The following is a 25,493-nucleotide window of genomic DNA, read 5'->3' on the forward strand; positions in this document are numbered from 1 at the left end:
ATCAAAAGCTCATTTCAATATATTTAAGAATTGCATTTAATATATTATAAATAATAACAGCAAGAATAATGTAAACAAAAACGTAACCTAACAGATATACTCGTTTCATAAACCAATTTTTAATTTTAACTCTTAAACCTGCCCAATAAGCGACACCAAATATGAGTGCCGTTAAGAAATTTACGGTTTTCTCAAATATATTACTAGGCTTAGGAAAAGTACTCCACTCATACCAATCCATCATAACTTTGTACAGAAAAAATATTGCAAAAAAATATGCAGCTTGTGATGCTAAAATTGCTAGAATAACGTACCTAATTAGTTCTGTCATCATTACTCCTAATTACTAAATCTAACTTTCATAACTCTCATTTCAAATATTAAACTCAAACTCCTCCCTCAAAATCCCCATAACAATCGTGTCATAGTACTTGCCATCAATATAAGCATCATTTCTGAGTCGTCCCTCAACTACAAAACCACACTTCTCATAGGCGCGTATCGCGCGTGCGTTACCACTCCATGTATCCAGTTGAACACGTTTTAAGTTCATCGTATAAAATAGGTAGTGAAGCAACGCTTTTAATGCATCCGTTCCATATCCTTTACCCCAAAGTTCCTTCTCACCAATCCCGATTCCTACTACACATCGCCGCGCGATAATATCTAGGCTTCGGTATCCGATCGAACCAATATGACGAGCGTCTTTCCCTCTTGTATAGATCGAGAACTCTCCTACTTCACGTTTATCAATGGTACGAATATCTTTTTCGTAGCTTGCCTCGATCTGTTCTAGTGGCACATGACTATATCGATAATAACCAGAACCTGCATCAAATGTAGCGGTTTCTTTATCATTTCGCCAATGGTAGGTTCGCTTATGGTCTTCAAGTGAAACGGGTCGTAACTCTACTTTTTTTCCGGATATCATAGTGGTGATCCCTTCTTTCGGCTTGTAATCTATTAAATTGTTCACTATAAAAACCGCAGATTCGTACCATTGGCATCACCCCTCTCACAACTGTATATTATTTTAAGAACGCCTTAATCTTCGGGAATATCTTTACCGCTGTGTTGTAAAAAACATCTTCATGATGCTCTTCAGGAATGATTTCTTTTATAAAGTCAATATACGGCTGTACGGGCACAAGTGGCCAGTCTGTTCCGAACAAAAACTTTTCGTAGTTATCCGTGAACGTTAAGGCATGGCGCAAGTGATTGAAGAATCGTGGTGAATCTTTGTATCTTGTAATATCTTCTCTTGTACCAACAACTAGTCCTGACAGATCGGCATACATATTACGATTCTTGTAAACAACTTCTGCTCCGTCTAACGTCCATGGATCACCGAAATGCGCCATCATGAAGTTTACATCACGGTGCATAACCGCTACTTCATCTAGCGTAAGGGGATGAGAGTACTTCAACAAACCTCGCTCTGAATAGGTATCACCTGTGTGAAATACGACTGGCAAACTGTATTTAGCCGCTAGCTTATAGACTGGCTGATACACCTCATCATACGCATAGTACGGATAATAACCGAGGTAGATCTTAATACCAACAACTTCAGGCCGCTGAACCGTTTCTTCAAGCTGTATCAATTCACTCTCACCTAAGTGATACGGATTGATGCCTGCACAATACACGACGTTCTCAGGGATTTGCTTATCCAGATCGATCCCCATCGGAGTTGGGGCTAGAGGGTCTGGAAAACCCTCTACCTCTTTTTCTGTTAACCCCATCGCGATGCCAAGCACTACGCCAGATTCTCGATACTCTTTGATGATCCCTTCATACGAATAGTCAAGTTTAGAAAGATTCGTTGCCGTATGTTTAAAGCTTTCAATGTTTGAAAAATGCATGTGTGCATCGATAATTTTCATGAGTTCGCCCTTTCTAGTTGAATTTAATTTTCTTCAGATCTTCTAATGCTGTATCTGGAATAACTCTATCATTAAATACATAAAACACCGGTGAAGTGAATTGCTTAGCACCGTGCTCAAGGCTCACCTTTTCTGAGTACCCCAGTTCAATGACTTCTAAATTGATGTAAGAATCAACTTGTGTAGCGTTTTGGCCGGCTACAATTTGAAGCAGGTTCTCATGATCATCAGATCCGTAAATCACGCTCCGCTCTACTGTCATTTCCTGCTCACCTTTCGCACCAGAAACCATTGTCCACTCTCCATTTTCAGACTGAAAGCTTCCCCAGCTCCTAGCAGGCTCTGGCCCTGGATTTAGGAAACATCCTGTGTAAAAGTTCTTACCATCCAAATAGCTCTCCATGTACTGGACGATTTCCGTTGTATGACAGAGTACTGGAACTCCTGGCAGCATCAAGAAATATTTATAAATGTGAACGCCTTTAAACATCTCATGTTTCTTGTAAATAGTAGATATCTTAAGCCCTTTCCACATGTTCCCTTTGTTGTCTTCCTTTTCTACAAATTCAACAGTGCTTTCTTCTTTTAATAAGGAATGAAGACTCGTGCCTTCAAGAAGACCTGCGATACCGCCGAACCAAGGGTTCCACCACGATTTTGGTGTTGGTTTTGGAAACGGTGAATCCATCCACTCTTGGTCTCTGTATTGAAGAGAGAACAACGTTGGTGCGAACTGTGCTGAAGCAAAAATCTTCAGTTCTCCATTATCTACGGAGTACACTTCGAGACCATCTTTTATCGACTTTTCCAACTGAACGGGTTGATCCTTCTTCATAAAAGCGGCTGATTGTCGTGTAACATGAACAGCACCTAAATTCATTTTGGAAGTTAATACATGTATCCCTCTATCGTCTGGTAATTCAATATCAAACTCGGCCTGTGTTAACTCTTCATCTGAAGCGAATAGGTGACTCTGCAGAATCTCATCGTCTAACTTCATTTCAATAAACCCGTTAAAAAACGAAGACTTATAATCTCTCACAACAGCTTTGCAGTCACCTTTATCAACAAAAGGATTTCCACCGTTAACCGATACGTTCATGTGATTGGTCAAACTGGCTGGCTTATCATTCTTTTGAGTCGCAAATTCTCTGAATGATTGCCAATCACGGAAAGCACCAATTGTCATGGTGATTGGTTCTGTAGCAACTGTTTCTTGAGGAGATAATTTGCCTAACTTATTTTCAAAATACATGAACCAACTGGAGAAATTCACCTTTCCCTCTCTTGGCCATGAAATACCTCTAGGGTTGTCATTTCCACGAAGAAAAAGCCAGTTTTCCGTAAGTTTACTAGGATTCCAATAAGATAAGCCAGATCCCATCGAATCATTTAGTTCAACGTATTTTCCCTCGTAAGGCAATACACCTTTATCTAACATAGGACACATAATTGGCGTATTCAGCCATACTTCAGCGGCCGTTTCTACACCGCTAATATTTGTTACTTCATCGTACCTTTCTACTAGACCTTCACCGTACAACTTCACAACAGTTGCAAGCTGCAATTCTGGAAAAGCCTGTGATTGAAAAATTGCTCTTAATCCTGCGTAACCATCTTCTTGCAATGGTTCAATTTTCTCAGGACGAAGTCGCGTTATCTCTTCTGAGAAAGGTTTGCCGAGCTGAGGCACCATGAATGCCAATTTGTAATCCACATCACCTTTACCAGGTGCGATCCAGTTGTTGAACTTATCTAATTTTATTGTATATTGTCCGTTGCATACGTGATAAAAATCGTCACACTCTCCAGCGAATTTAGCTCCAATTCCCTGTAAGGCTACACCTAGCTTTTTCGTAAAAGTAATGATATCTCCATTGGATTTCGTTGCGGAGATTTGGACTTCGGCAGAGTAAAATCCATTCTTTTTTATCACGAAAGGAACAGTTACCGATTGCTTTCCTTTCGGTGCCAAAGCAACACTCACATTTCGATTCTGAATGGTAACCAATTCTGATGATGGAAGTTCAAAGCTAAATGTGACTTGTTCATCAAAGTTATTTTCAAAGTTAAAATAAAGCTGAGAAGAACGACCAACAAAACTAAGGTTACCTGGCGTGTTACAGCTTAATTTAACGGGATACTTAGGACGAATTCCTACTGTAAATTGCGCCTTTTTCCCATTGATTAATAATTGAGAAGTAACAGCTGGGTGCGTTCTCCAAACACTTTGATCTTCAGTAATCGGATTTACCACGAAAGGAATCTCAATCTCTTCTTCCTTTTGAACCGTGATTTTTTTTGAAGTCGCAAACTGAATGTTCTTATCGTCCACACCTTGGATCTCTACGGTTAACGGCTTACCTGTTTTATTAATCATGTGGTATCGAATCTTGTATTCAGAGCCAAAAACAAGATTAAAGTGTTCAACATCCGCTAAGATTTTATAATCGTCTGTTTCGATGGAGCGAAGCCCTCTTCCAAAACGCTCAAATTCCATCTTCAAGTTACCGAGAGTCTTATGATTCCAAGAATACTCATAATAATGAAATTCATTTTCGTTGTTTCCATCAGGTGTCGTTTCAATCGTACGTGTACTGTTTTCGTACCATTTACCATCCGTAAAATAATCTAAAACCGCTTCTGTTTGCATCACAGAAGGCATAAAGTTCATAAGATGTGTCGTGTCATCCCGATCTTCCCAGAAAAAGCCGCATTTTTTATACAGTGGAACTGCCTTTGTGTTCCCTGGCCATGTATATAGATCCAAACGCGGCCACTTCATTTCAATCGCTTTTTGAAGCGCTTTTAGTACAAGCTTCTTACCGATCTTCTTACCATGATAATCTCCTCTTACATTCAATAACGGGATGTAGAGCGCTCCCTCATCTTCTCGATATTCTCCTAAACTGCAATAGCCTACGACTTTATCTCCATCGAGAGCAAGATATAAATGGAGGTTTGATGAGTTCGATTCTTTCTTTAATACTTGTTCTTCAGTCATGATTGAGTTTCCGCCACCCCAGCCATCTTGGCTTTTATTCCACATTTCAGCGACTGCTGCTGCATAGCTCGGATCATATTCTACTATCGTGATCTGATCAGTGATCTGCGTGTTCAATACTTCCATTTTTCTAACCTCCGCTTTTTAATTATCGTACCGTTGTTTCGTTTCCAAGTTTTTTGAATCATCTTCTATATAGCTTCTTCAAAATAAAAAGCCACCCAGAAATAGAAGGGTGACTTTTCGTACAAAAATACATAAAAAGGCCCCAGGATGTATACACATCCTGAGGCTCTGATTCACGTTTCATTAACAGATTGAGTTCTCATTAAGAAGGTTGTGTATTGGACAATATAATGTTGTTTTTGTAGTGTCGAAAAATTTAATCATGTCCAACGCCTCCTCATCTTGAAATTTTTTCCTTACCTCTTGTATTGTAAAACAAATGGATATAAAAGTAAATATAATTTTCGGAATATTTATTTTTTTGCCGTTACGCTAGAATATTCGCTAAAGCTAAGCCTATGATTAATAAACCTGCTCCTTTGTTGATGGTACCTAAGTGCGGCTGAATACTTTTTGTTAACAGGCTTACCACCATGCTTAAGAACATCCACCAACAGGTAGCACCGATAAACACACCGCTTATTAAGAGCAATGCAATTTGTAATGTCATCTCACTCTCACCAAACCCGAGACCTGCAAACATTGCTGTAAAATTCAAAATTGTAACAGGGTTTGTAATCATTAAGAAGAACGTCGAGAAAAACATCATCAACTTGCTTTCCCCTGCTAACTGAGCGGCTTGATTTGGTACTTTCTTTAAGAATGTTTTCACCCCTAGGTAGAGTAAAAAGATGGTACCGAATATTTTAAGTAACATTTCGTATTGTATCAATAATGATGACACAGCTGAAAAGCCTAGTACTGCAATGCTTGCATAAACAATGTTAGCTGTAACTGCTCCAAATCCAGTTAAAAATCCCGCCGACTTCCCTTGTGAGAGTGTTCTTTGTATACAAAGCAGACCGATCGGCCCAACTGGAGCGGATATAGAAAAACCTAGAATGATACTCTTTAGTAATAACATTAAAAACTCACTATCCAATCATTAAACGTATAAGTGAAAACATACCGAACAAACATATGATAATTCCTGAGATAACATTAATCATAACCATGTGCTGCTGATTCATTCTTCTACTCATCATACTCACTGTAGTTGTTAAAAAGATCCACCAAGCAGCCGATCCGCAAAAAATTCCAACTATCAAAGTGATGGAAGAAATAGAACTTGTGTGAGTGTTAACGATACCTAACCCAGCGAATATGGCTGCAAAAGATAATATGGTCATGGGGTTCGTTAATGTTTGTAGAAAGGTTGTAAAAAAGGCGGAGGAAAGATTACCCTTTTGAGGTGTCCCATTAATAGGTGTTGCTTTAGCACTTAAAATCTTCAGACCTAAATAGAATAGGAACACTCCTCCAATAAGTTGAATCCAGGATTGTTGGCTCAATATGAATTGAGAAACCATCGTAAGACCAAGTCCAGCAATCAAACCGTAAATTAAATCTGCACACGCTGCACCCAATCCCGAAACGATTCCCACCACACGACCTTGCGCTAATGTGCGCTGCATGCATAATACACCGATTGGTCCAACTGGAGCCGCTATTGAAAATCCCATGATTAAGCCTTTTAAATAAAGTTCGTAAAGCACCTTTTATTCACCTGAAAAGACATGCGGTTGCAAAGGAACTTCAATCGATTCTTTTATCGTATCCATCACAATTGTTGTTTTAGTACGAACAACCCCTGTTAGTCCTTTTACTTCATAGCTGATGATTCGATCTAAATCCTTCGTATTTCGTGATCGAATTTTTAATAAATAATCATCTTCTCCCGCAATATGATGACATTCCATCACTTCTATTAACTCTTCAATACGTGCTAAAAATGGAGCGCGATGCTCTGGACGCTCTAGTGAAACGGCAACATAAGCTGTTAGTTCACTTCCCACTTTCTCAGCATCAATTCTTGCAGCAAATTCTTTGATCACACCATTTTCCATCAAGCGGTTTACGCGTTCAGCGGTAGCTGGGGCGGATAGACCTACCTGAGCGGCTAAGTCTGCCCATTTCATTCTCCCGTTTTTCTGAAGAAGATATATCAATTTTCTATCAAATGCATCCATAACTAAAAACCTTCATTTCGTAGTATTTTTAATTATATTACCTTCTAAAACAAACTAAATCAATAATTTTTATTAATAAAAAAGAACCTCTTATGTAAGTGAGGTTCTTTTGCAATCGATCATTTTCAAAGGTAGGAACAATAATTACTCAAATACTTGCCTTAATTCAATCTGACCTTCCCCGTTTCCTTGTGGATCAGGCATCTTCATCGCCCATTCAACGGCTTCTTCCCTAGAGTTCACATCAATCAGAATAAACCCAGCAATCAATTCCTTTGTTTCCGTGAATGGCCCGTCCGTAACCACTGGTTTTTCTCCTGGATGCAGAAAAGAGATTCTCATACCATTTCTACTTGGGTGTAATCCTTTAGCAAGAACCCGAACACCAGCTTTAACTAATTCTTCATTGTACTTTCGCATCGCTTCATTAAGCTCTTCATTCGGGCGGTTACCACCTTCTGAATTTTTTGAAGCTTTAACAATCAGCATGAATAGCATAGCCGTTTCCTCCTTGTATACAAAAACTATTTTTTCTTTTAAGTATACAACGAACGGAAACCCTCAAAATCGACAACGCCACTAAAGAAATTTATTAAAGAGCTGACCTGCTTAAATCCTTCCTTCGATAAACACTTAGCACTACTCCAATCAAGATAGCGTTTAATAGAATGGGAACCAACCCGTAACTAATAAACGGCAGTGACATGCTAGTAAGAGGGAAAAATCCGAACGCCATTCCGATATTACTTACCATTTGAAAAAGTAATAAAGATAAGCTGCCAATGATCAGAAGTTTTCCAAAGTAATCTCTTACTTGCTGTGTCGCGATAACCACTCTTGCAAGTATTAATAAAAGGATGAGTATAAGAAAAATCGCTGCTATCCAGCCATAGTGATACGTGATGCTTACAAATGCAAAATCAGTGTGTGCTTCAGGTATGAACTGTTTAATACTCTTATTTTCCCCGAACCATCCTGCACCAGATATTAACTTCTGAATTTGAAGCACCTGATACCCTGCTCCATCAGCTACTTTTCCAGGATTCAGAAAACCTATCATTCTATCTTTTATAAAATACGGTTGATACTGCCAAGAGAAAATACCAATTAATAGTAACGAACCTACCGTAATGCCTGAAACAACACCTTTTTGCCGATTGGAAAATTTGCTCCACCATAACATGGACAGTACCATGGCAAAATACAAGTAAGTCGTTGCGATACTTGGTATCATGAAGAATAATAATAGCGAAACCAAGAATAAGAGTATAAATTGATAGACTTTAAAGGTATCTCGATTAAAGAAAGAAGCCCAGGCAATCATAAAGAATGGCAGTGCAACAATGCTTTCAATTGTTAGCTCTCCGATTAAGAAGAATGGCTTCCCATTAATCGTACCACTAGAAAAGAAGAGCAAAGATAGCAGCAACACAGTACCTACCCCATAAAACACCCATCCCCACCTTACTAACTTCCGATAATCAACAAACATCAGACCTAAAGCCACAATCATGCCAAGGACAACCAATATTATCTTTCTCATTAAAAAGTAATGATTGCTATCATACCCCAAAGAGAGTATAGGTAAAAATCCTAGTAAGAGTACAGAAGTCAATAACGCGACCAAGACCCAATCAATTCTTGGACGATGAATCTTGTTTAACTGAATACCTAGCGTGATTGGACTTCCCATTTGCTCAATCGCTTTTTGTTCAGCATCCACTTCAGAGTATCCTTTATTTACCCATCGCATTTTTGCTTCTTTCATATGATAATTCAACTCAGCAGAAACTTGTGCTTTTGCTTCCTTTGAACGAATCTGATTTGTAACTTCGTTTAGAAACGACTTTCTGCGATTTTCCATTCCGCTCCTCCTATCAACTGCTGCAGAATGACTGATGACCGTTTTTCCTTATGATCTGCTTGCTTCAATAATCTTTTCCCTTTACTTGTTAACTGATAATACTTGGTTTTCTCTTTCGATAGCCATTCAGATTGAACGACTCCTTTACACTCTAAACGGTGCAACAATACATAGAGAGATCCTTCATTGTCATCAAATTGTTTTACCCCGCGTGCAATAAGTAAGTTCGCTAACTGATAACCTGTCTTTTCTTGGTTCAACAACTGCAAAATATTTAATACAATCTGTTCCTTATCTTCTTGATTACTCCATTTATTCTGTATGATTTCGCGATGCTTTTCGGTGAACCTTACTTGTGAAAAGGTTTTTTCGTCCATGATTTTCTTTAAGTTTTTTAAACGGTTCTCCATCCCTAACCCTCCAAACATATTTTCAATAGTTCTTTAGCTCGGCGCATTCTTGTTTTGACTGTATTGTCACTCACTTCAGTCACTAAAGCGATCTCTTTAATAGACAGCTCTTGGTAATAAAAAAGATAAATAACCTCTCTATATTTGATTTCCAACTGCATAATTGCATGGATTAAGTTCTCATCATCTTCTTTTTGAATGACTTCATGCTCAACTACATCCACCTCAGTTCGATGAAAAGAAGGCTCTTCTTCTGTGGGGATAACTCTATTGTTGTACCAACTTTTCAAAAAGTCCTTACAATGGTTAATGGCAATTCGCCATAGCCATGTTTTAAATTTTGATTTTCCGTTATATGTATGCAATGCGTTATAACACTTAACAAAGATATCTTGTGTTAAATCTTCAGCAACACTTGTATGGTTCACATAGGAATAAACTAGCTGCAGCAAGTCTTGTCCGTGCTCATTCATAGCTTCATTTAAAATGTGCTCTTTATCTTCAGCCGAGATCACTTCAACTAACATATTTTCCATACCAATCCCCCCTCTCTTATTATTAGACGACGAACGATGATTGCAAGTTTTTGTTAATCAAAAAAAACAGCGTTTAATAACGCTGTCCTGCTTTTACCCTTTGAAAGAATATGATGGCATTCCTTTCACACCTGGTCTTACTTTAAACAACCCGCCCGCTTCTGGAAATCTTTCTAGGTTCTCTGCACTTGTATTTTTCCTAGCTGTTGTTACATACAACTCGTCCATATTTTCTCCGCCAAACGTGCATGATGTAACATTTAATGATGGGATGGGAATAGAATATAGCTGTTCGCCTGTTTCTGGGTTCCACCGGGAGACTTGCGCACCGCCCCAATGAGCGATCCAAAGCATGCCCTCTTCGTCAATCGTCATTCCATCTGGAGCACCTACTCCTTCTGGAAAGGAAATCACTTCTGTTGCATTTTGGATATGGCCCGTTTGAAGATCATATTGGAATCTCGTTACTTTTTTCGTTGGTGTATCAATTAGATACATATAAGATTGATCAGGCGACCACGCCAAACCATTCGAAATCGTTAAATTTTCTCGCTTCTTTTCCACATGAAGATCGTGATCTAAACAATAAAGAGAGCCTTTTTCAGCTTCTTCACTTAAACTCATCGTTCCTGCCCAAAACCTACCGAACGGGTCACACTTCCCATCGTTAAAGCGATTCTCAGAAAGCTCTTGTTCAGGGTCAACAATAGGTGTAAGTTTTTCCGAGTTAAGATCTAGAAAAAAGAATCCGTTCTGAAGAGCTACGACTACACCATCTGACTCCCTCGGTACAACCGTTCCTACCATCTGATCTAGTTGAATCTCTCGATTTTGGTGGGAGCGTGGATCGTAGATGTTTACCTTTTTATCTAAAATGCTAACCCAATACAAGACGCCTTGTTCCGAGTCCCAGCACGGTCCTTCACCTAAAGATGCTTTTGCAGGTAGAACTAATTCAGCTTCACTATTAAACATGATTTATTCCTCCCTTATCTATGATATATGTAAATGTATCTTCATTTAGATAACTTTGTGCATTAAGTATATCACGAAGTATTTATCACTTTATTAAAGAATCTAGGAAGACAGTATAATAATATTTTCTTCTATAAGTCTACTTTTCTACCTTAAACCTATCAAAAAAGTGACGGATTCCCCCGTCACTTTCCTCATTTATGCTGTTTCTTTGCCTTCACATACACGCTTATACTGACTTTCTTGAGTTAATTGATGCGACAGGCTCGATAACGTCGCTCCAACGAGATAAGCCTGTTTAATCTTTTCATTCTGTTTTGTGGAAGTTACAGACATCTCTTCTGAACTTGCTAAAGTTTCTTGAGAAATGCTTGAAAATTGAATAGCTGCCGCTTCGATTTCAGGCAATGCCACTTTTAACTGTTGCAGAGCGACACTCATCTCACCCATTTTTTCATTGTTCTCTACTACTGAATTCATTAGATATTGAATGAATTCAGTCGTATCCTTCACCTTTTGCACATGTGATAGATTCGCTTCCCCAAGAAGGCGTGACTCACGAATCGCTTGTAAAGCAGTTTGGTTCATTTGATTTACTGTTGCAATAATATCTGCCGCCGCTTTACTCGATTGGTCTGCTAATTTTCCTACCTCATCAGCAACTACGGCAAAACCTCTTCCTGCATCTCCTGCTCTAGCCGCTTCGATTCGAGCGTTTAATGCTAGCAGTTTTGTTTGTTCAGAAATCTCTTTAATTGTAGAGATGACATTTTGGGAGTGGCTTGAGTATGTGCCCATCTCATCAATGATTTTGTTTAATTGCACAAAACGGTCATGATTATCGTGAATCTCACCAACTAACTTCCCCACTTTTTCTTGACCTGAAACGGCATTATGATTCATAGATAAAAACTCATCCATTACAGTCATCACCGTTTTGTTCAAATCACTCACTTTTTCCTGCATATCTGTGAATAGTCGCACACTATGCTCTGAACTTATTGCCGTTTCTTTCGCACCTATCATCACATTCTCTATCTTTTTTACAAGTTGTTCATTATATTGGTTGGCCTCACTGTATGTATGTTCAAGTTTATCGCCTTGAACAGTTAGTTCTCCAGATATTTGCTGAATCTGATCATGTATATTTCTAATAAACATCATCATCTGGTTAAAGCTATCAATGAGTCTTTGAATTTCAATATGTCTTGAATGATAATCCACATTATATTGAAAATCACCTTTTTGAACACGTTTCATAACTTGGTTGAGCGCTGATAACGGTGAAGTAATGCTTCTGATAACGAAGATAATTACTAATGCAGTTACAAGAATACTAATGATTACAGCAACAGTTATAAAATTTCGGAGTTCATATACAGATTGCAAATAGCTTTCTGTTTCAACAGCTATCACGTAGATACCATTGAGCTCTTGAATCTGCTTAATGGCTAGTGTATACGGCTTATCTTGAATATGCGTGTGAAGAACACCATTTTCTAGTTCACTTATTTTCTTCATACTGCCTGAGGATAAAGCAACTGTCTCTTTACCGCTCGTCTTATAAGGAACCATCGTACCATTTTGTAATAAGAAAATAGTTGCTTTCATATCATCTTGCTGAAGGCCTACATATTGTGAATTGATACTTTCAGCCACACGCTTATTAAACATTTCTTCATCTCTTATAAAACTAAATTTAAGATTTTTTGCAATGTCATATGTAGTTTCTGTTTCACGTTCTAAACGATTTTCAATAATCGTCTTCGTAGTTTCAGATGCCTTGTAATAACTAAAAAGACCTACGATTGAAATGGTTAAGATAAATAACGAGAGCATCATCAATAATAGCTTTGTCTGTAGATGAAGCTTTAATTTCTGTGATGTAATTCGTTTCAGTTGTTCAGAAATCTTTTCACTCTTAATCTGCGAACGCATTTGTTGAAAAAACTTATTCAAACTTGCCACCCCTTTTGTCTATGTATAGAAATTATTACAATTTTTACTAAGGAGTGGTGTTAAGGTTTGGTTAAGACTTTGTAAAGGTCTAAAGACTCATATGAAAAATCATCTCTATGCCATATTCCCCATGATAGTTTTCACCTTTATGGATGAATCCCGCTTTTCTATAAAGAGATATCGCTGCATGGTTTGTTTCATGAACGGTCAATATGATCTCACTCTTATCCTTGTAATGCTCCTTCACGAGTTTCGGTAGTAATTGTAGGGAGTCTAGCGCAAATTTTCTCTTTTGAAACCTAGCATCGATCGAAAATGATTTTAATAGAATGGCCTGCTTATTGTTCGTATACATATTGCCAGAACCATCTGTATATAAAGCAAACCAACCTACAAGTTGTTGGTCAGCGTAAACGACAAAAGGCTGATTGAAGATATCACATTGAAACGTTTTAAGGACCTCAACAGGCATGGACGTATATAATGCTTGTTGTGGTGGTAAACAGTACTCAAGAGCAGCCTGAAAATCTTCACTTTCGTACTTTCTGATTTTCACGCATCCACCTCCATTCTTAGAGTTAATTGAAACAAGGAATTCACCATTAAACAAAGAATAAACTGTTATGTAGTGGATGAGAGGAACGGTGGAGGATGAAAAAGAAGCTTATTTTAGCTGCTGTTTTATTAATAGGTTTTGTTTCTGTTTTAACGATCTTCTTTAAAGATTCAGCTCCAACTTCAAGTACCAAAGGACCAACATCCAAAAATGGCGGAATCATTTATTCTGGAGAAAATGATTACTGGCAAGCGTTGTTTTCTATTGATAAAACAAATCAACTAAAGCTAACACATATCGAAGGTAAAAACAGTCTACCGAAAGAACTAACATTCACACTTAGTACAGCTTATGGTCAAGAAAAAAAGCAAACAGAGATTGGTGAGTATACCTTTTCGATGAATCAGTTTCCAAACCAAATAACCGTAACTTTTGGTGGGGAGATTAACAGGCTAAAAGAAAACAAAAAACTCGTATTAAAGATTACGGGCAAAGATCATTATCAATTTTTTAACCTTTATAAAGAAGAGTAATTCATTTATTCTTTATCTCTTCTAGTAGTGCGATCATTTTTTCATTCTGCAAAATAACCGTCTCATTTTGTTTTCGGATTTTTGCAGCGTCGAACAAAAATACGACTAAAATAATGAATATAAAGAACTCCATCGTTTCACATCAGCGATTTGTTTTTAATAAATGTTAACATAAATAACCATTTAAAGGATGAAAACATGAAGAAACCAATACTATTTAAATCTCCTCCGACATTAGAAAACGATGTCATTCAGTTAGTTCCTATGGAAAATGCACACTCCGTATCCCTTTATCAGATTAATCATTCAGATCACTGGAACTATATGTTATCAACTATACAAACTCAGCAGGAAATGGATACATGGGTTAATAATGCGATACAACTTCGTGAAGCAGGATTAGCCCTTCCTTTTACTATTGTTAACAAGAAAAACCATCACATCGCTGGTACTACTCGTCTTTACGAAATAGATTTTACTCAACGAACCTGTGAGTTAGGCTCAACCTGGTATGGGAAGGATTATCAGCGTACATTTGTTAATTCAGCTTGTAAGCAACTACTTCTCACGTATTGCTTTGAAACCTTAAACTTTATTCGTGTACAATTTAAAACAGATGAGCGAAACGAACGCTCGCAAAAAGCAATTGAACGATTAGGTGCAATAAAAGAAGGTGTAATAAGGAATGAACGCATACTTACTAATGGATATATTCGAAATGCCGTTTTGTATTCTATTACAAAAGAAGAATGGATAGATGTTAAACAGGGTTTTATTGAAAGAGAAGCAAAATATAAATCACGTTCAATATAAAAGCCTGCAAACGTTTTGCAGGCTTTTACTTCAATTTAGATTCATATTATTTTCTTCTGGCACCAAAATATGTCCGTTCTTCTCTTTGTTCAGCAAAACTTGAAGAATAGACGAAGTTAACTGGCTTGGTTGATATGGTTTGATCAAGTACCCTGCAGCACCTAGGTTAAGTCCTCGCTGCTTCTCATCAAGTGCTGTTGAAATGAATATTGGGATATCTTTCGTGTTGTCATTCGCTTTAAGTGTTTGAATCACTTGCCAGCCATCCATCTCCCCTTCAAGAAGAATGTCTAATATAATCGCTTCCGGCTTTAATTTCTCGATCATGATCAAAGCTTCTTCACCTTTGTTAAACTGTGCGATCTGAAAGCCTCGTTCGATCAACTCTTCGGTAATGAGTCCTGCAAGATGCCTATCATCTTCAATAATGATAATATCAGCTTTCTGCCCTTTATCCATCGTTATCGAGGCATTCACGTATACATCTTCTATGACAGGAAACTTTACTGTAAACGTACTTCCCTGACCTAATGTTGACGCGACCGAAATTTGACCTCCATGCACTTTTACAATTTCTTTAACGATAGCAAGACCAAGACCAGTACCACCAATTTTCCTCCGATCAGAGTTATCCACTCTATAGAACTTCGTAAACAGATCGCCTATTGCCGACTGCGGAATGCCAAGCCCCTCATCCTTAACATCTATGATGAGATGTTTATCGGTATGGTAGAGTCTTACCAAAACTTTGCCACCTTCAGGTGAATATTTTATCGCATTCGATATTAAGTTCATAAACACTTGTGATAACTTATCTCGATCTCCGAACACAGATAACTTTTCGGTTTGGATATCCATATCAAACATGTGTTTATCACTACTTACTTTTTGAACGTCTATAACATCTTGAATGATCGGCAAGATTGAGTGATACTTTTTATCAAATTCCTGGTTTCCACTCTCCATCTTTTGCACATCCAAAAAATCGTTTATGAGTGAAGTCAGCCTGAACGCCTCTTGGTGGATCGTTGTTAAATACTTCTTTTGACGCTCTGGTTTTAACTCTCGTGTGAGCATCAACTCCGTAAACCCTAGAACGCTAGATAACGGGGTTCGAAGCTCGTGACTTACCGTTGTAACAAACTCCGACTTCATCTGATCCACTTCGTATTCTTTTGTAATGTCACGATATACGATAACGGTACCTAATTTTGTATCGTTTTGGATGAGACTTTCGGAATATATCTGAATGACACGCTTTACTTCACCATCTAACTCAAACACATGTGAAATGCCAACATCGTTCTTTTCATGAACAGCATTCTGAATAAATGCCAGAAGTTTACGAGCTTCTTGAACTCTTCCTTTTAACCGGCGAGTCCATTCCTCAAATTTCATGTTAGTCAATTGGTCCGGTTGGTTACAGCTCATAAACTCACAGAATTTTTGATTGGCAGAGACGATGTTTCCTTCGTTATCGATTAGCTGTATGCCTTCGTGAATGCTGTTCATTACATTTTTCATCGTTACTCGCTGTTTCTCACTATCTTCATACAACATGATCTTTTCAAGCGAAAGAGCGACCTGGCGTGCGAGACCTTGGTACTCTGTTACTTCATCACACGAATAAGTTGATCCTATTCGAGTTACTACCAAAACGGCCATAATCTCACGTTTTCCTGAAAATATAGGAATATACAGATCTCCTGATTTATACAGTTCTTCCACGTACCCTTTTTCTGATGTTGAAGTATCTCTCATCACTTGATGTGATAAGCTACTCTCTTTTAATTTCACAAACATCCCAGAGTCAGGAAAATGTTGTTTAAATTGAATTTGTTCACTTTCTGTTAGACCTACAGATGCGGTTTGATTCCCATCAATCACCCAGATTAATCCTTTACTTGAATAGGTGATTTCAACCATATTAGAAATGATGCTCTTTAATAGATGATCCTTATCAAGTGTATTAGAGATTGAATGAATAAAAGAATTCATTCGGAGAAGCATTTTTTCATTCTGCTCTGTGGTCGATAAAGCTTCACGAAGCTTTTCTTGTTGCTCGTTTAATTCATCCTGCTGAGCTGCAAGTTCTTCATTCTGAGCAATTAATTCTTGTTCATTATCCTGAGTGCTACGAATCATCTTCTCAAAGGCTTGTGAGAGTAAACCGATCTCATCCAGTCTTTTCGTATGTGGAACATCGGTAACATAGAGGCCATTCGTAATTTGGGATGATACATTTGCAATATCCCTAAGAGGTCCTCCAAATTGTTTCATCATCAATCTAATAAGAAAGATGAACACGAGCACCATAAACGTTAAAAAAGAAAAGTAGATCCACTGACTCGTACTTGTCTTCTCATCTTTTTCTTCATAAATAGAATCAATCTCTTTTTGGACATCTGCCTCAAAGCTATTTAATGATTGAAGCACATCGTTTACCTGTTTTGTTCCTCCTTCCTTTGACATATTCACAAGTTCGTCGAGTTGTCCTTCTCTTTTGTATTGAATGGCACGAGGCAGCATTTTATTAAAATAACTTTCGGTAAACTTTTTGATCTCGCTCGATAAGGCTTTATCTTGATCGGATTTATATACTTTGTTGAACGTTGTTAGGTCTTTATTGATCAGCATTTCTTTCTTTTCAATATTTTCTAAGAATGTATCTGTTCCAAAAGCAAAATAACCCCTTGAATCAAACATTACTGAGTTTAAATTCTCTCGCATATTCTCAACAAAGTTCAATTTGCTCTGTTTTGCTGAGATCTGTTTATCAAGTGATTCGGTCAGATTTACATGATAGAGTCTCAGGGAGACCATTCCTGCTAGGAGCAGGAAAACAAAAACAAGATTAATCAGGATTACTTTCCTACCCAAGCTCCTTTTAAAATAGTTACGCACCCAAGATCTCCCCTATCGTTTCAAGAAGCTGCTGAGGGCTAAAAGGCTTTGACATAAAGAAATCAGCACCTGCTTCCTTCATCCTTTCACGATCTGCTTGTTGATTTTTTGCTGAAAGAATCATCATTTTCATGTTCTTTTTGTTTAGATCATTTCTCGTTTTTTCAACAACTTCAAGTCCTGTCATACGCGGCATCATATAGTCTAAAATGACAAGGTCATAGTCATTCATCGATAACCTCTCATATGCTTCTTGTCCGTCCGTCGCCTCATCGATCTCATAACCTTCATCTTCAAGTGTATCTAGAACAAGCATGCGCAGAATTTCTTCATCCTCTGCTAAAAGAATTCTTGCCATGAATCATTCCCCCGCTTCTTTTACATTTCCAAACGTTTTCTGGAGTTCATAATAAGATTGTTTTAGTCGTTCCTGATAGACAGGTTCATCCCATTCATTCCACATATACTTTCTTACATTTTGAAGTGAAATCATACCCTCTTTTGATTGTGGAAGGGAGTCACTAACAACTCCGTTTGCTTTATACGTGTAAGCACCAATAGCAAAACCTTCTGTTTTTTCACTTGCAGATAACGTACCTTTCCACATATCTCCCATCACTTCATGCAAACTAGGATCTTTCACATTAAGAAGTAGCCAAGGAATTCTTATCTCTATAACCCCTTCTTTCTCGTTCACGCTGACATCTGTAAGAGAATCATATTCTTTATCTTCAGGATTTCCATTGCCAAAACGCAGTTTACCTGTTTCAAACGACTGAAACGGAATAACTTCTTTCGTACTTGGTATGGTTAGTTCTTTGTTTAAAGCCATTTCTATTGGATGATAGATTCCATTATTTTTTTGATTGGCATAACTTTTTTTCTCAATCATCTTTAGTTCATGTCCGTACATGTAATAATTGCTGTCGTAATAACTATCAACTAGTATTCTAGAATTTTTCACATTCGTAAGATTTATTGCAAACTCGGCACCAGCATCTAATTTAACTCCTCCGTCCGGTGATGACAGCTGACCTTGATTACGAATGGTATCTATTAATATCGTTGTGTTCAAACTCTCTGAATCTACCTTGCTGTTATAATCCAGCCGCATATATACATATCGGTTGTCACTCGTGACAAATAAAGTTTTTAAATCGTCGCCTGTAGAACTGCTTTTTTGATAAGGTGCTAGATCTACCCAGTCCTCCACTTCACCATCTACTTGTATAGGAGATTCCGGATCAAAAGATAACAATCCAAACTGTTGTTCATTCGTCTGAGCATTAGACCAAAACGGCCGTCTGTCCGGGTTGTCAAAGTCCGTCGTGTTCCACGTACGTTTGAACCATTCATCCTGCCATGTAAATACCATACCTCCAGCCATCTGTTCTTCAACGATATCTTCAAACAGCCTCGTGTTATAATTTCCTTGATCCTCTTCGGAATGGTGGCCTTGGTTCCAGCCAAATGCGTTCTCATGCGTGATTCCTCTTGAACTTGGCACACCAAATTCAGCAACGACGACTGGCATATCATGAACTTTCCTTAAATCGTGTAAATAACCTGCATAATTGTTCTTCTTTCCACGATGGTCCACATACTCTAAATACTTTTTCTCATAGTTTAAGAAATCGGGATAGTATGGATATACATGATAGGATGCAAAATAACCTGACTTAAACGCACTTTGTGGTTTCAGGCTATTTGGATCTACAGCTACTTTATCCTCTTTCTCAAAAGGTTCCGCAGGGTGTTTCAATGTATCTGTCGTTACCCAGTTCACATGACTCATTGCATGCTGCCACTGGTACGTTTTTGTTTCATAATCTGTTGCATAGTTCAACATAGATGCAAGCCAATTCTCAAAAGGAGAGGCATTCGAGCTAGAAAAGTATTGGCCATCGATGCGGTTTTTCGATTGATGCTTCTCGTTCGTCGAAACCACGACTTCCGGGTCCCATTCTACACCTAGAATAAAGCCTAAAACGTAAGGAGAAATATCGTTCTTATACTCTCCGCCCGCATGTCCTGGCAGTTTTGGGATAACAGCTTGACCGTGAACAATATCCACGACATGTTTGATTTCTTTCTTAAATGATTCGGTTACTTCTGGCGCATAAACATCTTGTTTTACCTTCAGCTGATCCTCATTCACCCATACACCATGAAAAAGGTACAACGGCTTTTTAGCGATCTTATTATATTCATAAAACGCTTCATAAAAACCTGGCGGATGAATCGTATAAACACGAATAGCATTTGCGTTCATCTCTCCGATTCGTTTAAACCACCGGAAATATTCATTTTTAGAGATGGCTGTCTCGCCTGGGAAGCTTCCTGGTTTTGCAATTCCCATGTTCACTCCTTTTATTAAGAAGTTTCTCCATTTTCCGTTCTCAAGAATTTGTAAATAATCACCTGATGCCTTTGCGTTAATCTTAATGCCGTTACTTTCTTGGACTTGAACGGTTGAAACTGGTTTCTTAACACTCTGCTCGTTGTGCAAAAGAGATTTCATTAAGGGCAGATACACCTTCCAATAAAACGTACTTCCTTGACCATCATCTAGAGCAAATTTCTGTTTAACAAAACTGATGCCCCATGTTTGGTACAACTCAGGAAGTTCTGCTTGATCGGCATAATCTCCAGCGAAGTAAGTAGCTTTATACGTTCCATTCTGATGCTGTATAATGGCTGGGAACATCAGAGGAATATGGTGTTTCTGAATCTTCCTTTTCCCCGCATCCGTTAGACTCAATTCGTAATTTGCCATAACTTCCTGGCTATTGATCGGCTTAATAATATCGAACCAATAATGATAAGGAACAGATGCATCAAGCCCAAAAGTTTTCTTTCCTTCTTTAGTGAAAGAAAACTGTGCTCCTTTTTTCTTCATGTCTTTATTCTCTAAAATAACCATCTCGCCTTTTTCATGCACGAACAACATGCCGCCACTCTTAAACGTCCACTTTCCGTAACGATCTTTATAGTTTCTCTTCACCCAGCTAGGAACTTCTTTGCCGTTAAGATCTGAAAAGTACCTGCCGATCCATCCGGACCATTCTACATTTAACAGTTCTGATATTCCTTCTCGTGCTTCTTTACCGGTTGGACTCGCAAACGTATTAAATTCCGCGATGAGGTCCGTTTTTCCAGACATCACAGTACGTCTGATTTTCTCAACTTCACTAGGTGTCAGACCACCTTTGACACTTTGTTTGTTTTCTTGGTTCAGCACTTCAACACCATAGCTATCAGCCACATAAAGGATATCTGGCTCTTTACCTTTATTAAACGTTGGCACAGACCTGCTAAAATGCTTATCCTCTTGGTAGGCTTCTTCTTTATTATTTACGATCTTTAAATGGTTTAACGTCCAAACTAAACCACTATGTTCTCTAAAGGAATCTTCTTTTATCGTTTTATCTACGATTGCCACGTCCAGGATGTTGTCTTGTTTAATCCACCACATCCAAAACGGTGAAGTGATCAATCCGATGATGAGCAGAATAAAAAGAAAAAAGAAACGTTTCCTTGATTTTTGTTGTGAATTCATTGTGAGATTCCCCCGGATACACCTTTTCTTTTCATTTCTCCCCATGACTTTTTACCACGAATCGCTTGAACCAATCCTTGACAACGCCAGATTACAGTTAATGGACGATACCAAAGCGTTTCTGTTAGTGAATAAACAAATAGTTTTACGATGTCCGATACTTTCGGGTATTTACGAAGACTCCATTCCTCCAAGATCACTGCTCCCATAGAAGAAAGGGAACCGATTAGGACTGACAATAGAAAAAATAGCAATGCCATCTCAATATAGATCCCTCCAAGAAAAAAGGAGAGAACCACAAACAAGTAGCCACATAACTCTACGACAGGGCCGGCCAGTTCAATGATCCAGAAATACGGCAGCGAGACCATTCCGATCGAGCCATACTTTGGATTAAAAAGCATGGACTTGTGAATCCAAAGACTGTCAAACAAGCCTCTATGCCACCGATTTCTTTGTCTATGAAGATATTTAAGATCGTCGGGTGCCTCTGTCCAACAGACTGGATCTGGTACATAAATGATTTTTTTCTTCTCTTTTTTATCTTTGATTAGCTTTTGAAGACGTACCACAAGCTCCATATCTTCTCCTACCGTATCTCGCTTATAGCCACCTGCTTCAATCACCCATTTTTTTGAGAACACACCGAAAGCTCCTGAGATGATCAGCAGCCAGTTATAACGGCTGAGTCCGATTCGCCCCATTAAAAACGCTCTCAAGTATTCAATAACCTGCATGATAACGATTGGGTTCTTCGATAGACCGATTCTTTCAACTTGCCCCTCATGAATATCACATCCGTTAGCAATTCGAATACTTCCACCTGATGCAATCACAGTCTCATCCGAGTCGATGATTGGTTTCATTACTTTAAGGAAAGCATCTCTTTCAAGAACTGAATCACCATCCAATGAACAAAAATAAGGATAGTTGGAAACATTGAGTCCTGCGTTCAGTGCATCTGCTTTTCCTCCGTTCATCTTATCTACAAGCCATAGATTCGGATAGATAACTGATTGGTATACACCTTTAATGGTCATCGTCTCAAGTCTTGTCTGAATAACTTTCTTCACCTTTTTCATTTGGAAATGTTCAATAACTGTTTCTACAGTCGCATCTCTAGACCCATCATTGACAACGATCACTTCAAACTCTGGATAATTGATGCTCAAGAGAGAACGCACACTTCCTTTGATCCCAAGCTCCTCGTTATAAGCAGGTACGATAATAGAAACTGGTTTTGTGTAACTCGCATCCATATAGTCTTCATATCGCTCATAAGAATCAATCTTTTCTTCCCTCTTCAATTGAAATGCAGCTAGAATAAATAGAAACCCATAAAAAACTACAACGCCTGACATATAAAACAAAATAAACCAGCCAAAAACACGAACAAGTTCGAGCCATAACTGACTAATAACTGTAACCATCTTCAATTCCTCTCTCAATCCATTCTGATGCCATGTCTCTGGCAAAAGGATCATCACTCGTAAAACGAATATCATACAAACGTTCAAGACCGTCGTTGTAACTTAAAAATGACTTGGCAGCTTCGGCTCGTACTCTCCACGATGAATCTTTTATTAGAGCTTCAAGAATTTCCAGACCGTTTAAGGCTCGTGTCTTGCCGATCACCTTGGCTGCCATCAATCGTTCTTCCCATCTATCTGATTTCGCGAAACTCCCTATGACTTCAGAGTCAGATAAAAAGCCAACTTCTCCAATCGCTTTCATCGACCGGATACGAATTTCAAATCGCTCATCATCCAACTGGTTTTCTAAAAAGGCAACGAGGTCTAATTTCTTTTGAATTCCAATCATATCAATGATGGCTAACTTTAATCGCTCAGGATAATGACAATAGTCGTCCACCAACTTTGTGAACAACTCATCTTCCACCCTATTTAAGATACTTCTGTATTCTAATACTGAGAATATGGCTGAAACTGACTGAAACAACTGAGAGAGTGTGCATTCTTGGTTATTCGCTAAACAACGGAAAATAATAAGTTTTTCTTCTTTTGAAGTGTTTTGATCTCTCAACTTCCTCTTAAGCACTTCTGAAAGAGACCCCATCTTAAAACCATCGACCTTATAAAGGACATTCATCCTTCTGCTCCAGTTGTTTTGATTTAAGATAATTTCATATCTTTCGTGAAAAATTTCATCTGCTAATGAAGAGATCTGCCCCTTACCCTCTCCCTCAATAACTGTTGAATATTCGGTTAAAATACGTTCGATCGCAGTAAATTTTATCGTAGAATCTGGTACTAATAGCCGAGACTTTTGATCACGATACAAATAATCGTAGATCGTTTGATGGACTTGATTTTTATAATTAGTGATCTGCTTTTCTTTAGAAATCTCTACGGTCTTTTTAATGAGTAAATATAAGAACATACTTGTTAACACACTCAATAAAATACATGCGATGATTACTAAGAGAAAAATTTCCTGTGACAGCATCATTTCACCCTTTGCACTAACACTTTAATTCTTGCCTCTAACTCACGAATACTAAAAGGTTTTGTTAAATAGTCATCCGCACCTAAATGCAGAGCCCGAACGATGTCACCCTCGGCTTTTCTTCCTGTGAGCATTAAAATTTTGTATTGGTTTGTATCTGGATATTTACGAAGCTTCGTTAATACTTCGATTCCATCCATCTTTGGTAAGACACCATCTAAGATGATCAAATATTCATCGTTTGACTGGTGCCATTCATCTGCAAAGAATGAAATACCATCTTGATATGTTTTTATCTCAAGCTCATAATTTTCAACCTCAAGATCGGTAAAAAAACTTTCTAGCATTTTACGAATGACTTCTGAGTCATCTATAACTGCTACACGAAGTCGGCGGTTAAGATTTTCTTGAGTGCTTGCCGTTTCAACCCTGCCTCTTCCGTTTTCTTTAGCTACATACAGTGCACGATCTGCAGTGCGAACTGCTTCTGCTAATGAAACAGGATTATTTACTTCATAAACTCCTGCAGAAAAGGAAACGAGGAAAGAATGCTCTTCATAAACAAAAACGTTCTGACTCAAATTTTCTAAAAGTCGACAAGCAGTCTGTTCTGCTTCTTCAAGCTTCGTATATGGCATAAGAAGAATGAATTCCTCTCCCCCATACCTTACAACTACATCCTGAGTCCGTAGATGTGTGCTAAGAAATTCGGCAAACCTAACCAACACGTGATCGCCAGCAGAATGACCATATGTATCATTTATTTTCTTGAAGAAATCAACGTCAATCATAATCATGGAGAAGATATCCTTGTGTCTCAAATGCTCAGATGACATTCGTTGATAGGCCTCTTTTAGAAATTTCCGGTTGTACACTTTCGTTAATTCATCTTTCATAAGCGTGTCTTTGACAATTTTTCTTCTCTTCACTTGTCGATCGATTCTCGCTACATACTCATCCCAATCTAATGATTTTAGGAAGTAATCATCAGCCCCTTGTTGATAAGAGGTTATTCGCTTCTCTTTTTCGTCAGAAGAACTGATGACAACGATCGGAATAAGTTCAAAAGCAACGGTTTCTCGAACTTGTTTGATAAAATCATACCCATCACCCTCTGAACTGAAAGGATTAACGATCAGACAATCTGGGTTTAGGTCATAGAACATCGAAAGTGCTTTTTCAATGGTTGGAGATACGACTACAGCATAGCCGTGGTTCTCTAATTTTTCTTTACTGTATATGAGATAAGGTACATCTTGATCTACAATTAGAAGAAGGGGCTTATCACATTGATCTGTGCTTGAAGGAAATTCAGAAGATAATTTCACGGTAAGGGTCTTTTGATTAGCAGCAATTAAATTTGTCACTGGAGATAAATAATGTGCAGCTTCTATGGAACTCCAGCTTTTTTGTTCGTGATTCAACTGGTTCATTAGGTCTGTTGCGGCTTTCGAAATTTCTTGGAGCGATATCGTACCTGCTGTACCTGTGATCGTATGCAAGAATTGATAAAGCTCTTGATGAGAGATTGGAAATTCAGTATTCTTCCAATCCTGAATTTGTTTTGTTATCTTTTTTTCGAGCATGATTTGATATTTTGTCAATTTGGAATCCATTATAAAAAACTCCCTACAAAGGTGTTAGATCTTACTCATTTATAATAATTATTATTTATGACAGTGCCTAGTGATTTTGAACAGAATCTCAAAAAAGTTCCTTTTCACCCACTTTACTTTTAAATAAAAAGTGTTTTCTCTCTAAATTATGGCAGATACTTAAACGAATGCTGTTCTTTAGGCTCATATATCATTGCTTTTTGATATTATTTAGGAA

Annotated in this window: 22 protein-coding genes; 2 read left to right on the top strand and 20 right to left on the bottom strand. The window is 38.1% G+C overall.

Going from position 1 to position 25,493, the window contains the following annotated elements:
* Position 1: 1 nt before the first annotated feature.
* The 14 genes from FS458_RS15255 to FS458_RS15320 form a co-directional block, all read right to left on the bottom strand.
* The gene (locus FS458_RS15255; protein ID WP_260858679.1) at positions 2-334 is read right to left on the bottom strand and encodes a hypothetical protein; all 333 of its coding nucleotides are present in this window, start codon (positions 332-334) and stop codon (positions 2-4) included.
* A 39-nt stretch (positions 335-373) separates the two neighbouring features.
* Positions 374-976 carry a GNAT family N-acetyltransferase gene (locus FS458_RS15260; RefSeq protein ID WP_260858680.1) on the bottom strand — a complete coding sequence of 201 codons (603 nt, stop codon included), beginning with the start codon at positions 974-976 and terminating at the stop codon, positions 374-376.
* A 52-nt stretch (positions 977-1,028) separates the two neighbouring features.
* Positions 1,029-1,886: an amidohydrolase family protein gene (locus FS458_RS15265; protein ID WP_144702074.1), complete on the bottom strand. Its 858-nt coding sequence runs from the start codon at positions 1,884-1,886 to the stop codon at positions 1,029-1,031.
* Positions 1,887-1,899: 13 nt separating this feature from the next.
* A complete protein-coding gene (locus FS458_RS15270) occupies positions 1,900-5,016 on the bottom strand; it encodes a GNAT family N-acetyltransferase (RefSeq protein ID WP_144702077.1) in 3,117 nt (1,038 codons plus the stop codon).
* A 367-nt stretch (positions 5,017-5,383) separates the two neighbouring features.
* Positions 5,384-5,980, bottom strand: a complete 597-nt coding sequence (locus tag FS458_RS15275) for a LysE family translocator (protein WP_144702080.1) — start codon at positions 5,978-5,980, stop codon at positions 5,384-5,386.
* A gap of 10 nt (positions 5,981-5,990) precedes the next feature.
* A complete protein-coding gene (locus FS458_RS15280) occupies positions 5,991-6,611 on the bottom strand; it encodes a LysE family translocator (RefSeq protein ID WP_260858682.1) in 621 nt (206 codons plus the stop codon).
* Positions 6,612-6,614: 3 nt separating this feature from the next.
* A complete protein-coding gene (locus FS458_RS15285; RefSeq protein WP_144702083.1) occupies positions 6,615-7,085 on the bottom strand; it encodes an Lrp/AsnC family transcriptional regulator in 471 nt (156 codons plus the stop codon).
* A 144-nt stretch (positions 7,086-7,229) separates the two neighbouring features.
* A complete protein-coding gene (locus tag FS458_RS15290) occupies positions 7,230-7,583 on the bottom strand; it encodes a YciI family protein (RefSeq protein WP_144702086.1) in 354 nt (117 codons plus the stop codon).
* A gap of 94 nt (positions 7,584-7,677) precedes the next feature.
* Positions 7,678-8,949 (bottom strand): FtsW/RodA/SpoVE family cell cycle protein, encoded by a 1,272-nt coding sequence (locus FS458_RS15295; protein WP_144702089.1) that lies wholly within the window; start codon positions 8,947-8,949, stop codon positions 7,678-7,680.
* Positions 8,922-9,359 carry a PadR family transcriptional regulator gene (locus FS458_RS15300; RefSeq protein WP_144702092.1) on the bottom strand — a complete coding sequence of 146 codons (438 nt, stop codon included), beginning with the start codon at positions 9,357-9,359 and terminating at the stop codon, positions 8,922-8,924. The genes FS458_RS15295 and FS458_RS15300 overlap by 28 nt, the downstream gene beginning before the upstream one ends.
* Before the next feature lie 2 nt (positions 9,360-9,361).
* A complete protein-coding gene (locus FS458_RS15305) occupies positions 9,362-9,895 on the bottom strand; it encodes a sigma-70 family RNA polymerase sigma factor (RefSeq protein ID WP_144702095.1) in 534 nt (177 codons plus the stop codon).
* Between the two features lie 93 nt (positions 9,896-9,988).
* The gene (locus FS458_RS15310) at positions 9,989-10,870 is read right to left on the bottom strand and encodes an SMP-30/gluconolactonase/LRE family protein (RefSeq protein WP_144702098.1); all 882 of its coding nucleotides are present in this window, start codon (positions 10,868-10,870) and stop codon (positions 9,989-9,991) included.
* 198 nt (positions 10,871-11,068) lie between these two features.
* Complete coding sequence (locus tag FS458_RS15315; protein ID WP_144702101.1) at positions 11,069-12,829, bottom strand: methyl-accepting chemotaxis protein; 1,761 nt, start codon at positions 12,827-12,829, stop codon at positions 11,069-11,071.
* 88 nt (positions 12,830-12,917) lie between these two features.
* Positions 12,918-13,385 (bottom strand): GNAT family N-acetyltransferase, encoded by a 468-nt coding sequence (locus FS458_RS15320; protein ID WP_260858683.1) that lies wholly within the window; start codon positions 13,383-13,385, stop codon positions 12,918-12,920.
* 95 nt (positions 13,386-13,480) lie between these two features.
* Between FS458_RS15320 and FS458_RS15325 the strand changes: the two genes are divergently transcribed.
* Entirely contained in the window at positions 13,481-13,918 is a 438-nt protein-coding gene (locus FS458_RS15325) for a hypothetical protein (RefSeq protein WP_144702104.1), read from the top strand.
* A gap of 198 nt (positions 13,919-14,116) precedes the next feature.
* Positions 14,117-14,731 carry a GNAT family N-acetyltransferase gene (locus FS458_RS15330; RefSeq protein ID WP_260858686.1) on the top strand — a complete coding sequence of 205 codons (615 nt, stop codon included), beginning with the start codon at positions 14,117-14,119 and terminating at the stop codon, positions 14,729-14,731.
* 30 nt (positions 14,732-14,761) lie between these two features.
* On the opposite strand, the gene FS458_RS15335 is transcribed toward FS458_RS15330, so the two are convergent.
* The 6 genes from FS458_RS15335 to FS458_RS15360 are packed head-to-tail and all read right to left on the bottom strand — an operon-like array spanning position 14,762 to position 25,276.
* Positions 14,762-17,635: an ATP-binding protein gene (locus FS458_RS15335; RefSeq protein WP_144702108.1), complete on the bottom strand. Its 2,874-nt coding sequence runs from the start codon at positions 17,633-17,635 to the stop codon at positions 14,762-14,764.
* The gene (locus FS458_RS15340; protein WP_144702111.1) at positions 17,628-17,993 is read right to left on the bottom strand and encodes a response regulator; all 366 of its coding nucleotides are present in this window, start codon (positions 17,991-17,993) and stop codon (positions 17,628-17,630) included. Before FS458_RS15340 ends, FS458_RS15335 begins: the two co-directional genes overlap by 8 nt.
* A 3-nt stretch (positions 17,994-17,996) precedes the next feature.
* Positions 17,997-21,194, bottom strand: coding sequence for a hypothetical protein (locus FS458_RS15345; RefSeq protein WP_144702114.1), 3,198 nt, complete (start codon positions 21,192-21,194; stop codon positions 17,997-17,999).
* Positions 21,191-22,624, bottom strand: coding sequence for a glycosyltransferase family 2 protein (locus FS458_RS15350; RefSeq protein ID WP_144702116.1), 1,434 nt, complete (start codon positions 22,622-22,624; stop codon positions 21,191-21,193). Before FS458_RS15350 ends, FS458_RS15345 begins: the two co-directional genes overlap by 4 nt.
* Positions 22,608-23,663 (bottom strand): HEAT repeat domain-containing protein, encoded by a 1,056-nt coding sequence (locus FS458_RS15355; RefSeq protein WP_144702119.1) that lies wholly within the window; start codon positions 23,661-23,663, stop codon positions 22,608-22,610. Before FS458_RS15355 ends, FS458_RS15350 begins: the two co-directional genes overlap by 17 nt.
* Positions 23,660-25,276 (bottom strand): GGDEF domain-containing response regulator, encoded by a 1,617-nt coding sequence (locus FS458_RS15360; protein ID WP_144702121.1) that lies wholly within the window; start codon positions 25,274-25,276, stop codon positions 23,660-23,662. The genes FS458_RS15355 and FS458_RS15360 overlap by 4 nt, the downstream gene beginning before the upstream one ends.
* Positions 25,277-25,493: the final 217 nt, after the last annotated feature.

Origin of the sequence: Fictibacillus phosphorivorans (genome assembly GCF_007673525.1) — a bacterium.
Classification (GTDB): Bacteria; Bacillota; Bacilli; order Bacillales; family Fictibacillaceae; genus Fictibacillus; species Fictibacillus phosphorivorans_C.

Bases quoted from the DNA above. Each gene is read 5' to 3' on its own strand.
- FS458_RS15360 (WP_144702121.1), bottom strand. From the start codon at position 25,276: ATGGATTCCAAATTGACAAAATATCAAATCATGCTCGAAAAAAAGATA.
- FS458_RS15355 (WP_144702119.1), bottom strand. From the start codon at position 23,663: ATGATGCTGTCACAGGAAATTTTTCTCTTAGTAATCATCGCATGTATT.
- FS458_RS15255 (WP_260858679.1), bottom strand. From the start codon at position 334: ATGATGACAGAACTAATTAGGTACGTTATTCTAGCAATTTTAGCATCA.
- FS458_RS15300 (WP_144702092.1), bottom strand. From the start codon at position 9,359: ATGGAGAACCGTTTAAAAAACTTAAAGAAAATCATGGACGAAAAAACC.
- FS458_RS15305 (WP_144702095.1), bottom strand. From the start codon at position 9,895: ATGGAAAATATGTTAGTTGAAGTGATCTCGGCTGAAGATAAAGAGCAC.
- FS458_RS15350 (WP_144702116.1), bottom strand. From the start codon at position 22,624: ATGGTTACAGTTATTAGTCAGTTATGGCTCGAACTTGTTCGTGTTTTT.
- FS458_RS15330 (WP_260858686.1), top strand. From the start codon at position 14,117: ATGAAGAAACCAATACTATTTAAATCTCCTCCGACATTAGAAAACGAT.
- FS458_RS15325 (WP_144702104.1), top strand. From the start codon at position 13,481: ATGAAAAAGAAGCTTATTTTAGCTGCTGTTTTATTAATAGGTTTTGTT.
- FS458_RS15310 (WP_144702098.1), bottom strand. From the start codon at position 10,870: ATGTTTAATAGTGAAGCTGAATTAGTTCTACCTGCAAAAGCATCTTTA.
- FS458_RS15295 (WP_144702089.1), bottom strand. From the start codon at position 8,949: ATGGAAAATCGCAGAAAGTCGTTTCTAAACGAAGTTACAAATCAGATT.
- FS458_RS15275 (WP_144702080.1), bottom strand. From the start codon at position 5,980: ATGTTATTACTAAAGAGTATCATTCTAGGTTTTTCTATATCCGCTCCA.
- FS458_RS15265 (WP_144702074.1), bottom strand. From the start codon at position 1,886: ATGAAAATTATCGATGCACACATGCATTTTTCAAACATTGAAAGCTTT.
- FS458_RS15285 (WP_144702083.1), bottom strand. From the start codon at position 7,085: ATGGATGCATTTGATAGAAAATTGATATATCTTCTTCAGAAAAACGGG.
- FS458_RS15270 (WP_144702077.1), bottom strand. From the start codon at position 5,016: ATGGAAGTATTGAACACGCAGATCACTGATCAGATCACGATAGTAGAA.
- FS458_RS15345 (WP_144702114.1), bottom strand. From the start codon at position 21,194: ATGAATTCACAACAAAAATCAAGGAAACGTTTCTTTTTTCTTTTTATT.
- FS458_RS15290 (WP_144702086.1), bottom strand. From the start codon at position 7,583: ATGCTATTCATGCTGATTGTTAAAGCTTCAAAAAATTCAGAAGGTGGT.
- FS458_RS15340 (WP_144702111.1), bottom strand. From the start codon at position 17,993: ATGGCAAGAATTCTTTTAGCAGAGGATGAAGAAATTCTGCGCATGCTT.